Here is a 13,095-nt window from a genome sequence, read left to right on the forward strand (position 1 = left end):
GTGACGTCACCCGTGAGAGGGACTCCGTCCCTCGTACGAGTCACGCCGTGTGCGTACAGCACTCAATCCATCGCTCACAGTTACGATCGCTGAATGGACACATGGCGCACCCTCCGCAGGACCCGCCCTGCGGCCACCCTCCTCGCCGCCGCGGCGCTGCTCGTCTCCGCCTGCTCGTCCGGGAGTTCGGCGACCACCGCCAGTGCGGCGGCCGAGGCCGCGGTACTCGCCGAGCTGCCGCGCGCCACACCGGCCGCGCTGGCGCCGTACTACGCGCAGAAGCCGCGCTGGCGTGACTGCGGCACCCCCGGCTTCCAGTGCGCCACGCTGAAGGCGCCGCTGGACTACGCCGACCCGTCCGCCGGTGACATCCGGCTCGCCGTGTCCCGCAAGAAGGCCACCGGCCCGGGCAAACGGCTCGGCTCCCTGCTGGTGAACCCGGGCGGACCGGGCGGCTCGGCGGTCGGCTACCTCCAGGCGTACGCGGGTGCCGGCTACCCGGCCGCGGTGCGCGCCCGCTACGACATGGTGGCCGTCGACCCGCGCGGCGTGGCCCGCAGCGAGCCCGTCACCTGCCTGGACGGTCCCGCCATGGACACCTACACGCAGACCGACCTCACCCCCGACGACGAGCGGGAGACCGGCGCGCTCGTCGACGCCTACCGGGCGTTCGCCGAGGGCTGCGGCGCCCGCACCCCGAAACTGCTGCGCCACGTCTCCACCGTGGAGGCGGCCCGCGACATGGACCTGGTGCGCGCCGCGCTCGGGGACGCGAAGCTGACCTACGTCGGAGCGTCGTACGGCACGTTCCTGGGGGCGACGTACGCGGGGCTGTTCCCCGGCCGGGTGGGCCGGATGGTGCTGGACGGCGCCCTCGACCCCTCCCTGCCCGCCCGGCGGCTGAACCTGGAGCAGACGGCCGGCTTCGAGACGGCGTTCCGGTCGTTCGCGAAGGACTGCGCGCGCCGGAGCGACTGCCCCCTCGGCGGACCCGGCACCAAGCCCGAGCAGGTCGGCCGTCGCCTCACCGCCTTCTTCGACCGGCTGGACGCCCGGCCCCTGCCCACCGGCGACGCCGGCGGCCGCAGGCTGACCGAGTCGCTGGCCACCACCGGCGTCATCGCCGCGATGTACGACGAGGGTGCCTGGCCGCACCTGCGCGAGGCGCTGACCTCGGCGATGAAGGAGAACGACGGCGCGGCCCTGCTCGTGCTCTCCGACAGCTACTACGAACGCGAGGCCGACGGCCGCTACGCGAACCTGATGTTCGCCAACGCGGCCGTGAACTGCCTGGACCTGCCGCCGGCCTTCGACAGCCCGGAGCAGGTCCGCCAGTCCCTGCCCGCCTTCCGCAAGGCGTCGCCCGTCTTCGGCGAGGGCCTGGCCTGGGCCTCGCTGAACTGCGCGTACTGGCCCGTGCGGGCCACCGGCGAACCGCACCGCATCGAGGCCCGGGGCGCGGCCCCCATCGTCGTGGTCGGCACCACCCGCGACCCGGCGACCCCCTACCGCTGGGCCCAGTCCCTGGCCCGCCAGCTCTCCTCCGCCCGGCTCCTCACCTACGAGGGCGACGGCCACACCGCGTACGGCCGCGGCAGCCGCTGCATCGACTCCGCGATCAACGCCTACCTGGTGCAGGGGACCCCGCCGAAGGACGGAAAACGCTGCTCGTAGCGGACACCTGCCAGCCCCGGAACCTCCCCCTCCGGGGCTGGTACGAAGCACCCTTCGAAACTGTGTAGACTTACCGTCGTTGCTGATCGCACCATGGTGCGGGCAGCGTGCCGCTTTAGCTCAGATGGCCAGAGCAACGCACTCGTAATGCGTAGGTCTCGGGTTCGAATCCCGAAAGCGGCTCTTCTGAGACCCCAGGTCGGAGACTTCCGGCCTGGGGTTTTCTGGTGCTGTGGCCGGGTCAGTCGTCGAGCAGCTGCCACGCGGTGAGGGCGAGCCTGGCCCGCAGCAGGCCGGTGGGGTCGGTGAGCTCGATGCCGAGGTGCTTGCCGATCTGGTCCAGGCGGCGGGCGACCGTGCTGTGGTGCAGGTGGAGGCAGTCGGCGGCGCGGCGCAGGGAGCCGGTGGTGCAGTAGGCGTCCAGGGTGTCCAGGTCCTCCGGGTGTGCCGCGAGCCCGGCGATCGCGGTCACGTCGGGGTTGCCCAGGGCGGCGTCCCGGGGGAGCTCGGCGAGCAGTGCGAGGGCGCCCAGACGGTCGTAGGGGACGACCGGCCGGCGGGCAGTGGTGAAGCGCAGCGCGGTGCGGGCCTCGCGCCAGGACCGGTCGGGGCTCGCGGCGGTGCCGATGCCCGCCCGTACGCCGGCCGGGAACCGGGTCGGGTCCACGGTGGCGGCCAGGATGACGCCCACGTCGGCGAGGGGCGCCGCCTTGACCGGGCGGGCCGGGCAGAGCAGGCCGCCGATCCGGTCGAGCGGGCGGTCGGACCGTACGGCGACGGCGGTGACCGGCAGGTCGGCGGCGAACCCCAGGAGCCGTAACGCCCGGGCCCGGGCGGCCTCGTCGCTGTCGGAGCTGATCACCAGCTCGACCAGGGCGGGGTCGGCCATGGTGGTGCGGGCCGGGCCGTACCGTTCGACGACCGCGGCCGCGGCGATGGCGAGCCGGTCCAGCAGGAACTCGTCGAGCGCCTGGGGTGTTCCGGGGCGTTCCAGCCACACCGTGCCGATCTCCTCGCCGTCGAGGGTGATCGGGGCCGTGGTGGAGGGGGTGGGGGTCTTCGCGGGCTCGTGCCCGGGGGTCTTGCTGGTGGTGTGGGGTGGTGCCTCGCTGCCGTCCGGTGAGAAGCGGATCGCCCGGCCCGTGCCGTGCAGCCGGATCCCGGCCACGCACGCGGCCAGGCCCGCCGAGGCCCGGGCGAGCGCCGGGAGGTCCACCCGGCGGCGCATCAGGGTGTCGTAGAACATCACGACACGGATCGCGCCCTCGGCCTCGGAATCCAGGTGCGACAGCCGTGCGGCCAGTGCCTCCATGCCAGGAGCATAAGGTCCCGACCGCGGGCGGCTGAGGCGCCGGCCGGTGCGTGATCCGGGGCGGATGCCCGACGAGCGGCGGATGACCGCCGGGGCCGGCGGCCGTGACGATGTCCGGCATGGATCCCGAACTCGAAGCATTCATCCCGCTGTTCCCCGCGGCCGACCTGGACGACCCGGTCGCGGCGCGCAAGAACCTCTCCGAGCTGGCCGCCGCGGTGCCCGCGCCCGACACCGGCGCGATGGACGTCGAGGACCGTACGGTGCCGGCCGATCCGGCCGTGCCGGTGCGGATCTACCGTCCCCACCAGGCCCAGGGCGCGATCATCTGGCTGCACGGCGGCGGGTTCGTCATGGGCGACCTGGACACCGAGCACCCGTGGGCGGCCCGGCTCGCGGACCTCTCCGGCGCGGTGGTCGTCTCGGTGGGCTACCGCCTGGCGCCGGAGGACCCGTTCCCGGCCGCGCTGGACGACGCGTACGCCGTCCTGACGTGGGCCGCCGGGCACGCCGCCGAACTCGGCTTCGACCCGGAGCGGATCGCGGTCGGCGGCCACAGCGCCGGCGGCGGGCTCGCGGCCGCGCTGGCGCTGCGCGCCCGCGATGAGCAGGGGCCCGCGATCTGCTTCCAGTTGCTCAACCAGCCGGGGCTCGACGACCGTCAGGAGACCTGGTCGCGGCGGAACTTCACCGACACGCCGTGGATGACCCGCGACAAGGCCGCCGCGGCATGGCGCCACTACCTGGGCGGCGCGTCCGCCACCCCGTACGCCGCGCCGGCACGGGCCGCCGACCTGTCCGGGCTGCCGCCCGCCTACCTGGCCACCGCGGAACTCTGCCCGAACCGCGACGAGGACATCGCGTACGCGCTGCGCCTGCTGCAGGCCGGTGTGAGCGTCGAACTGCACCAGTGGCCCGGCACGTTCCACGGGTCGCAGGCGATCCTGTCCGCCGAGGTGTCCCGCCGGCAGATCGCCGAGCTCGGCGCGGCCTTGCGCCGCGGCTTGGCCGCGTGAGGCGGTGTTGACTGGGCGGGCCGATGGACCCATCGGGCTTGTCGGCCCACCGGGCCCGGTGGGCCGCATCGGGCGTGGGGCCGCACCTCGGGCGTGTTGCCCGTGCCGGACGCGTACGGCACGGCCGGCCCGGCCGGCCCTACGCGGGTCACTCGGCCGTACCGACCCCCCACCGGCCCCCCGGCCACACCGCCCGGAGCAGCGGACCGCCGTCTGACTTCCCGGCGGAGCCGCTCAGCGCAGGTCCAGCCGCATCAGCACCCGGGGGTGCCCGGCCAGCACCGAGGTGGTGTCGGCGGCGTGCGTGAACCCGGCGCGCTCGAAGTTCTTGCGCAGTCCGGCGTACGCCATCGTCAGGTCGACTCTGGCGTCGCCGTTGTCGAGCGGGTACGCCTCGACGGCCGGGGCGCCGTGGGCGCGAGCGAACTCCACCGCGCCGGCGATGAGGGCGTGCGAGATGCCCTGCTTCCGGTGGCCGGGGCGGACCCGGATGCACCACAGCGACCAGACCGGCAGGTCGTCGACGTGCGGAATCTTGCGGTTGCGCGCGAAGGACGTCTGCGAGCGGGGCGCCACCGCGGCCCAGCCGACCGGCTCGTCACCGTCGTAGGCGAGCACCCCGGGCGGGGGATCGGCGCGGCACAGCCCGGCGACGTACTCGCCGCGGGCCGGGCCGCGCAGCTCGTTGTTGAGCCTGGAGGGGATCCGGTAGCTCAGGCACCAGCAGACGTTCGCCGTGGGCGACTTGGGGCCGAGCACGGCACGGACGTCCTCGAACACGGACGCCGGGCGGACCTCGATGCTCATGGCACCACCCTGCCACGGGGGCCGCCACCGTGCCCGCCGGCTTCCAAGGCGTACTGGAGAAGTCCCTACCGTGAACGGCTAGCATCGCGGGTCAGTCGCCGGCCGGAAGTTGGGGTGAGGACAGGGTGACTCCGAGGATCGCGGTCGCCGTGGTGACCATGGGCAACCGGCCCGCCGAGGTCGACGCGCTGCTGCAGTCCGTGGCCAAGCAGGACGTCCCGCCCGAGCGGATCGTGATCGTCGGCAACGGGTGCCCGCTGCCCGACTTCGCCGAGCGGCTCTCGCTGCCGGGCGAGGTCACGCTCGTCGAGCTGGACGAGAACCTCGGCTGCCCGGGCGGGCGCAACGCCGCGCTCGCGCGGCTGCGGGAGTTCGGGGACGTCGACGTCGTGGTCGAGCTGGACGACGACGGGCTGCTGGTCGATCCCGACGTGCTGCGCCGCGTCCAGAAACTGTTCGACGCGGACGACCGGCTCGGCATCGTCGGCTTCCGCATCGCCGACGAGCACGGTGAGACGCAGCGGCGGCACGTGCCCCGGATCGGTGCCTCCGACCCGCTGCGCGGCGGGTACGTCACCGGGTTCCTCGGCGGCGGGCACGCGCTGCGCATGTCGATGCTCGACGAGATCGGCGACTGGCCCGCCGAGTTCTTCTTCGCGCACGAGGAGACCGACTTGGCCTGGCGCGCGGCCGACGCGGGCTGGCGGATCCTGTACGCGCCCGAACTGCTCCTGCAGCACCCGAAGACCTCACCCGCCCGGCACGCGATCTACTACCGGGTCAACGCCCGCAACCGGGTCTGGCTGGCCCGCCGCCGGCTGCCGCTCCCGCTCATCCCGGTGCACCTCGGGATCTGGGTGCTGCTGACCGTCGTACGGAACCGGTCGGCCGCCGGGCTGCGGGCCTGGTTCGGCGGCTTCGCGGAGGGCGTGCGGGAGCCGGCGGGGGAGCGGCGGCCGATGCGCTGGCGTACGGTGTGGCGGCTCACCCGGCTGGGACGGCCGCCGGTGATCTGACGGCTCCGCCGGAGACCCGGCGTCTCCGCCGGGGACCGGGGACCTGGTGTCTCCGCGAGAGCGGGCAGCCCGGGGACGAGGGTCCCGGTCGGTCACCTCTGCCGACCAGGACCCTCTGTCGTCCCGGACCCGGCCGGGGCGGCGACACTCCCCCGAGGTGCGCGTCCGACGCGCGCGCCGCCGAACCGGTTCCGATGAAATGATCACACCAGGTCGCACCAACACATCGCTAACATGTGGCCAACGGTCTTCCGTTGCGGCACCGGCCGACTGGCCTGAAGTCGCCGAGCCGTGGCGGCGCGGGCCGGAACGGCGCTGGGTCGCCGACCGGGACCGTGGTGACGAAGGTGGCGGAAAACCGCCGCACAGGGGGCGGACTTCCGCCAGAGACCGTACGCGGCGTACCCCGCCGAGGAGCGGGCCGGCAGGCGGGAAGGCAGTGAGCGGCGATGGGGGCACCTGTCTGCTCACGGACCTCACGCGAGCTGCGCTTCGGCCTGCTGGGACCGCCGGTCCTGTACGACCGCCCGGGCGGCTGCGGCGCCGCGCGGCGCGGCGCGTACGGCGACCGGGAGGTCAGGACCGTCCGCAGCCCCAAGGTGCGTGCCCTGCTGGCCGTCCTGCTGCTCGACGCCGGCCGGGCCGTGTCCGTCGGGTCGCTCAAGGACGCGCTGTGGGGCGGCGCGCCGCCCGCCTCCGCGCACGCCTCGCTGCACAACCACGTGGCCCGGCTGCGCCGGCTGCTCGACGACCCGGAACGGCTGCGGACCGTGCCCTCCGGGTACCTGCTGCGGGTCGGCCACGGTGAGTTGGACGTCCATGTCTTCGACGCCCATGTCGCCGCGGCGCGCGCCGCGCACGCCGGGCGCGACTGGGCGCGGGTCGTGCGCGAGTGCGCGGCCGCGCTCGCGCTGTGGCGGGGTGCGCCGCTCGCCGGGCTGCCGCCCGAGACCGGCGGCTACGCCTTCGCGTAGCGGCTGCGAGAGGCGCGGCTGCTCCTGCTGGAGTGGCGGTACGACGCCGAGCTGGCTCTCGGCGGGGCCCGACTGGACGGGCTCGTACCGGAGTTGGCGGCACTGGCCGCCGAACATCCGCTGCGGGAGGCGTTCCACCGCCAGCTCATGCTCGCCCTGCACCGCACCGGCCGCCAGGCCGAGGCCCTGGCCGTCCACCAGGACCTGCGCACCCGCCTCGTCGAGGACCTCGGCATCGAACCGGGGTCGGCGGTGCGGGAGGCACACGTGGAGGTGCTGCGGGGGGTGGCCGACACGCAGTCGGACACCGGCCTGCCTGTGCCGCAGGGCCTGTCCCGCGCCGTCCCGCACGACGCCGTCCCGTCGGCCGCTGCCGGGCCTTTGGGCGGGTCCGTCCCGGCCGGGCCGCCGCGGCCCGCCCAACTTCCTCCGCCCCCCGCCCACTTCACCGGCCGTACCACAGTACGGGACGAGCTGCGCCGTGCCCTCACCTCCGGCCGGGACTCGGCGCCTTGCGCGGTCGCCGTCCTGAGCGGCATGGCCGGGGTCGGCAAGAGCGCGCTGGCGCTGCACGTGGCGCACGAGCTGGCGGAGCACTTCCCCGACGGGCAGCTCTACGTCAACCTGCACGGAGCCACCCCGGGCATGACGCCGCTGACCCCCGGCCAGGCGCTCACCGCGCTGCTGCGCGACCTCGGGACCGAGCCGAGCCGTATCCCGGAACACCCGGACGCGGCCGCCGCGTTGCTGCGGTCCCTGCTCGCGCCCACGCGCACGCTGCTGGTCCTGGACGACGCGGGGAACGCCGGGCAGGTACGGCCGCTGCTGCCGGCCGGCGCCGGCTGCGCGGTCATCGTCACCAGCCGGTCGCCGCTCACCGCCCTCGACGGGGTGGCCCGCTTCCCGCTCGCCCCGCTGTCCGGGGAGGAGAGCGCCGCCCTGCTGCGGGCCGCGTCCGGCCGTGGCGACCTCGGCGGCCTGGAGGGAACCGCCGACCGTGAAGCCCTGGGCGCCACCCATGCCCTGGTCGAGCTCACCGGCCGTCTCCCGCTCGCCCTGCGCGTCGTGGCGGCCCGGCTCGCCGCCCGCCGGGCCCTCACCCCGGACGTGCTCGCCGGTCAACTCGCCGCCACCGAGGGGCGGTTGCACCACCTTGAGTACGACGACCTGAGCGTCCGCCGCTCCCTGGCCGTCGCGCACGACGCGCTCGCCGCCTCCGACCGCGAGGCCGACCGGGACGCCGCCCTCGTCCTGCGCCGCATCGGCGCCCTGGATTTGCCGGCGTACGGCGCACCCCTGCTGGCCCGCCTGTCCGGTGTCGACGAGCGCCGCACCGAGGCCGCCCTGGACCGGCTCGTCGACGTGGCCCTGCTGGAGGAGACCGCGTACGGCCGGTACGGACCGCACGACCTGGTGCGCGACTTCGCCCGCGAACTCGCGGACGGGGACGCCGAGGCCACGGGGGCCGCCGAGACGGCGCTGCGCTGGTACGCCGCCGTCGCCGAACGCACCCTCACCGCGATCGTCGAACCCGGCCTCGACCAGGACGACCGCCGCCGCCCCACCGCCTGCCAGCCCGCCGGCCACCCGGCCCACGTCGCCACCGTCCCGCCCTTCGCCACCGCCGAGGCGGCCTTCGCCTGGGCCGGGACGGAGCTGGAGAACGTCGTGACGCTGGTGACGCGGTACACCGCGGACGGTGGCGGTACCGCGGACGGTGGCGGTACCGCGGACGGTGGCGGTACCGCGGACGGTGGCGGCACCGAGCGGGCCGGCGAGACCGCGGCCTACGTCTCCGCCCTCGTCCGGCTCCTCTTCCCCTGCCTGCACCGCAGCGGCCGGGTGGCCGAGATGGAGGTCCTGGGGCGGGCCGCCCTGCGGGTGGCGCGGCGGCTCGGCGACCCGGCGGCTGAGGCGTACGCCCTGGTCGACCTGGCGGGACTGCACTTCCTGACCGGCCGGCACAGCGACGCCCTCGCCCTCAACGACCAGGCGCTGGCGATCTGGCGGCGCCTGGACCACCTCTCCTGGATCCGCCGCTGCCTGAACAACCGCGGTCTGCTGCTGGAGGGCCTCGGCCGGCACGCCGAGTCCGGCGAGGCGCTGCGGCAGAGCCTGGCGTACTCGCGGCAGCTCGACGACCCCTACGGCGAGGCCGTCACCCACAGCCACCTGGGCAACCTGTACGAGCACACCGACCCGCGGGCCGCCATCGAGCAGCACCGGCGCTCGCTCGCCCTCGGACAGCGGCTCGGCGCCGTCATCGTGCAGCACTCCGCGCACTGCAACATCGGCTACGCCCACCTCCGGCTCGGCGAACCGGCCGCCGCCCTGCCGCACTTCGAGGAGAGCCTGCGCATCCTCGGCGGCCACGGCGACTGGCACGGCGAGTCCCAGACCCGGCTCGGGCTGGTCCGCGCGCTGCGCCTGCTGGGCCACGGCGAACGCGCCGCGCGGGAGTGCGCCGAACTGCTGCGCCGCGCCGACGCGCGCGCCGACCGCTACGCGGGCGCCCTCGCCCGCCACCAGCAGGGACTGCTGCTGCGCGAGCGGGGGCGCGTCGAGGAGGCGTACCAGGCGTGGCGGTCGGCCCTCGCCGCGCTGGACGGCACGGACGAGCAGGCGGTGGTGGCGGAGCTGACGCACCTGCTGTCCGAGGCGTACGTCCGCTGATCACTCGGCAGCCCGTGGATCACTCGGCATCGCGTGGATCACTTGGCGTCCGCACGCGTCACTTGGCGTCCGCATAGCACTCCACCACCGCCGTCGTGAACGGGAACCGCACCGGCGTCTGCCCGAAGGTCAGCCGCCCCGCCAGGTCGGAGGCGTCCCGGATCGCCGCCACCACCGCCTCGGCCTCCTCCAGCGGGCAGTGCACGATCACCTCGTCGTGCTGGAAGAACACCAGCTGCGCAGCCATGCCCGCGAGCGCCCGCCGCAACGCGGCGAGCAGCAGAAGCGCCCAGTCGGCGGCGCTGCCCTGGACGACGAAGTTCCGGGCGAAACGGCCCCGGGCGCGGGCGTTGGTGGAGGCGTAGCCCGGCACCCACGGCTGCGCGTCCGTGTCCTCCTCCGGCACGGGGATGCCGGCCTCTCCGGTCGCGTCGGCCTCGTCCTGCGCCGCCCGGGCCGCCGGCGGGCAGGTGCGGCCCAGGTAGGTCCGTACGAGCCGGCCCTCCTCGCCCGCGCGGGCGGCCTCGTCCACGTACGCCACCGCCTTGGGGAAGCGGCGGCGGAGCGCGGCGAGGTTCTTCAGGCCGTCCCCGGAGGTCTGGCCGTAGACCGCGCCGAGCACGGCGAGCTTGGCCTGGGCGCGGTCACCGGAGAAGGCCCGGTCGGACACCTCCTGGTACAGGTCGGTCTCCCGCCCGGCCACCTCCATCAGTCCCGGGTCGCGGGAGATCGCCGCGAGCACGCGCGGTTCCATCTGGTCGGCGTCGGCGACGACGAGCCGCCAGCCGGGGTCGGCGACCACGGCCCGGCGGATGACCTTGGGGATCTGGAGCGCGCCCCCGCCGTTGGTCACCCACCGCCCGGTGACCGTGCCGCCCGCCTGGAACTCGGGCCGGAAGCGCCCGTCGCGCACCCAGTCCTGCAGCCACGACCAGCCGTGGGCGACCCAGATCCGGTACAGCTTCTTGTACTCGACGAGTGGTTTCACGGCCGGGTGGTCGACGGACTCGATCTCCCACCGGCGCGTCGACCTCACCTTGATCCCGGCCTGCGCGAACGCCTTGATCACATCGGCGGGGAGGTCGGGCCGGACCCGGCGCCCGAACGCCGCGGACACCTCGTCGGCGAGTTCGGCCAGGCGGCGCGGCTCGCCGCCGCCCGCGTACCGCTCGCCGAGCAGGTCGTGCAGCACCGCCCGGTGCACGTCGGCGCGCCACGGCAGCCCGGCCGCGTTCATCTCGGCGGCCACCAGCATCCCGGCCGACTCGGCCGCCGTCAGCAGCCGCATCCGGTCCGGGTGCTCCGCGCGGTCGTGCCGCCGCTGCTGCTCGGCGTAGACCGCGAGCAGGTCCTCGAGCGGCAGGGGGACGCCCCGCGGCTCGAACAGCGGGGACTGCGCCCCCGGCTCCGCGGACCGCTGCGGCGGATCCGGCGGTACGGGGCCGCCGCGCAGCCGGGCCAGGGCGGCCGCGGCCGAGCGGGGTTCCCCGTACCGGCCCTCGTGGCCGAGCAGGAGGGTCTCGGCGTCCTCGACGTCGTAGCACCGCTCCACCCGCACCCCCGCGGCGAGCAGACGCGGATAGACCTCGGCGGTGGACCGCCACACCCACCGCGTGACGTCCGGCCGGCCGCGCACGGCCCCGGCGAGGTCCGGCTCCCGCCGCACCGGTCCGGCGGGCAGCCCGTCCGGGCCGAGGGGGGCGACGTCCACGCCACCGTCCTCGGCCGGAGCGAGCGCCCACCGGTCGGTCATGCCGCGAGTGTGGCAGGCGGGTCTGACAATGCCCCGGCCCGTCGCGCCGGTCAGTCCTCCTGCGGGGTCTGCCGCCCCTGCTCCGGGTCTTTCTCCAGGTCCTGCTTCCGGTCCTTCTCCCCGTCCTGGTCCCGGCCCTGGTCCCGGTCCTTGAGGAACTCCGCGAGCAGCTCGGTGACGTACTCCTCGACCGCGGTCTTGCGCAGGCCGAGGCCGCTGAGGACGCCCGTGCCGTTCTCGTGCTCCAGCAGGGCGAGCAGGAGGTGCTCGGTGCCGATGTAGTTGTGGCCGAGGCGCAGGGCCTCGCGGAAGGTGAGCTCCAGGACCTTCTTGGCGGCCGGGCCGTACGGCACCAGCTCGGGGACCTCCTCGGCGGCCGGCGGCAGGGCGGCGGCGGCCGCCTCGCGCACCGCGTCGAGGCTGACGCCCTGCGTGGTGATGGCCTTGGCGGCGAGGCCGCCGGGCTCGGCCAGCAGGCCGAGGACCAGGTGCTCGGGCACGCCTTCTGAGTTGCCGGCGGCCTTGGCCGCGTTGTGGGCGGCCATCACCACGTTGCGGGCCCGCGGGGTGTAGCGGCTGAAGCCCTCACTGGGGTCGGGGCCGACGCCCTCCTTGGGCACGAACCGCTTCTGCGCGGCCTGCCGGGTGACCCCCATGCTCTTGCCGATGTCGGTCCAGGACGCGCCCGAACGCCGGGCCTGGTCCACGAAGTGGCCGATGAGGTGGTCGGCCACCTCGCCCAGGTGCTCGGCCGCGATCACCGCGTCCTGGAGCTGTTCGAGGGGCTCGGGATGGACCTTCTTGATCGCCGCGATGAGGTCGTCGAGCCGCACGGTTGACGTGATGGGCGAGTTCGTCGTCATGTGTCAACCGTAGGTTGCGCTTCTGGGGGTGTCAACCATGAGTTGACACCCTGCTGGGGCTACTTGGGCGAGGCCACGACGAGCCGCACCGCGAGGCCCGTGAACACCGTCCCCGAGACGATGTTCAGCCACCGGTTCAGCCGCGCACTGCGCCGCAGGGCGACGGCCAGCCGCCCGGCGAGCAGGCCGACGCTGCCGTCCCACAGGAACCCCATCACCACGAGCGTGATGCCGAGCAGCAGGAGCTGGCCCCGGACGTGACCGAGGGAGGGGTCCACGAACTGGGGCAGGAACGCCACGTTGAAGAGGATCACCTTGGGGTTGAGCAGGTTGGTGATCGCGCCCTGCCAGAAGGCCCGCCGCATGCCCGGGCCGGTGGCGCCGGCGTCCTCCCCGCCCGGCACCGACCGGTCGCGGAACGCCCTCACCGCCAGGTAGAGCAGATAGGCCGCGCCGGCCCAGCGCAGCACGTGGTACAGCGTCGGCAGGGCCGTGAACAGCGCCGACAGCCCGAGGGCCGCGGTGACCGAGTGCACGAGCATGGCGCAGGCCACCCCGAAGGCGGCCATCACCCCGGCGGTGGGCCCGCCCCGGCCGCCCATCGCCACGATGAACATCAGGTCGGGTCCCGGAGTGATGCAGAGCGCGAAGGCGGCGACGAGGAAGGCCGCGTACAAGGACATGTCCACCATGGCGGCCATGCTCGACCGGCGGTGTCCCCGGGAGGGCGGAATTCCGCGCAGTGAGACAGCGGACCGCACGCGGGGGGCGACGCGTGCGGGGCACGCGTGCGCGACCGAGCGCAGCGCCGGACCATCGCCTGGGCGGCAACCGCCCCCGCGCGCGTGTGGCCCAACGCCGGGCGGCTGCGGAGCCGCGTGGGTGTATGGCTTGGTGCCGGGCGGCTGCGGGGCCGCGTGGGTGTATGGCTTGGTGCCGGGCGGCTGCGGGGCCGCGTGGGTGTATGGCTTGGTGCCGGGCGGCTGCGGGGCCGCGTGGGTGTATGG

The 13,095-nt window shown here is 74.9% G+C and carries 8 protein-coding genes, 1 tRNA gene and 1 pseudogene; 5 read left to right on the forward strand and 5 right to left on the reverse strand.

From position 1 onward, the window contains the following. The first annotated feature begins 93 nt into the window (after window positions 1-93). Together AB0K80_RS11900 and AB0K80_RS11905 are read left to right on the forward strand one after the other, a co-directional pair. A complete protein-coding gene (locus tag AB0K80_RS11900) occupies window positions 94-1,674 on the forward strand; it encodes an alpha/beta hydrolase (protein WP_365668391.1) in 1,581 nt (526 codons plus the stop codon). A gap of 109 nt (window positions 1,675-1,783) precedes the next feature. Beyond that, window positions 1,784-1,857: transfer RNA gene (locus tag AB0K80_RS11905), tRNA-Thr, on the forward strand. 58 nt (window positions 1,858-1,915) lie between these two features. Here AB0K80_RS11905 and AB0K80_RS11910 read toward each other — a convergent pair. Further along, window positions 1,916-2,986 (reverse strand): helix-turn-helix domain-containing protein, encoded by a 1,071-nt coding sequence (locus tag AB0K80_RS11910; RefSeq protein ID WP_365668393.1) that lies wholly within the window; start codon window positions 2,984-2,986, stop codon window positions 1,916-1,918. A 119-nt stretch (window positions 2,987-3,105) separates the two neighbouring features. On the opposite strand from AB0K80_RS11910, the gene AB0K80_RS11915 reads away from it, so the two are divergent. Further along, window positions 3,106-4,002 carry an alpha/beta hydrolase gene (locus AB0K80_RS11915; protein WP_365668395.1) on the forward strand — a complete coding sequence of 299 codons (897 nt, stop codon included), beginning with the start codon at window positions 3,106-3,108 and terminating at the stop codon, window positions 4,000-4,002. Between the two features lie 234 nt (window positions 4,003-4,236). On the opposite strand, the gene AB0K80_RS11920 is transcribed toward AB0K80_RS11915, so the two are convergent. Beyond that, window positions 4,237-4,809 carry a GNAT family N-acetyltransferase gene (locus AB0K80_RS11920; protein ID WP_365668397.1) on the reverse strand — a complete coding sequence of 191 codons (573 nt, stop codon included), beginning with the start codon at window positions 4,807-4,809 and terminating at the stop codon, window positions 4,237-4,239. A 125-nt stretch (window positions 4,810-4,934) separates the two neighbouring features. On the opposite strand from AB0K80_RS11920, the gene AB0K80_RS11925 reads away from it, so the two are divergent. Together AB0K80_RS11925 and AB0K80_RS11930 are read left to right on the forward strand one after the other, a co-directional pair. Beyond that, window positions 4,935-5,825 (forward strand): glycosyltransferase, encoded by an 891-nt coding sequence (locus AB0K80_RS11925; RefSeq protein ID WP_365668399.1) that lies wholly within the window; start codon window positions 4,935-4,937, stop codon window positions 5,823-5,825. Window positions 5,826-6,274: 449 nt separating this feature from the next. After that, window positions 6,275-9,472 (forward strand): annotated as a pseudogene (locus tag AB0K80_RS11930) (BTAD domain-containing putative transcriptional regulator). 58 nt (window positions 9,473-9,530) lie between these two features. Here the strand turns inward: AB0K80_RS11930 and AB0K80_RS11935 are convergent. The 3 genes from AB0K80_RS11935 to AB0K80_RS11945 are packed head-to-tail and all read right to left on the reverse strand — an operon-like array spanning window position 9,531 to window position 12,780. Then, on the reverse strand, window positions 9,531-11,225 hold the full coding sequence (locus AB0K80_RS11935) for a bifunctional 3'-5' exonuclease/DNA polymerase (RefSeq protein ID WP_365668401.1): 1,695 nt from the start codon (window positions 11,223-11,225) through the stop codon (window positions 9,531-9,533). Window positions 11,226-11,275: 50 nt separating this feature from the next. Then, window positions 11,276-12,088 (reverse strand): Clp protease N-terminal domain-containing protein, encoded by an 813-nt coding sequence (locus AB0K80_RS11940; RefSeq protein ID WP_365668403.1) that lies wholly within the window; start codon window positions 12,086-12,088, stop codon window positions 11,276-11,278. Between the two features lie 59 nt (window positions 12,089-12,147). Continuing rightward, window positions 12,148-12,780 carry a LysE family translocator gene (locus AB0K80_RS11945; protein ID WP_365668405.1) on the reverse strand — a complete coding sequence of 211 codons (633 nt, stop codon included), beginning with the start codon at window positions 12,778-12,780 and terminating at the stop codon, window positions 12,148-12,150. Window positions 12,781-13,095: the final 315 nt, after the last annotated feature.

It is taken from the genome of Streptomyces sp. NPDC052682 (assembly GCF_040678435.1).
GTDB lineage: Bacteria > Actinomycetota > Actinomycetes > Streptomycetales > Streptomycetaceae > Streptomyces.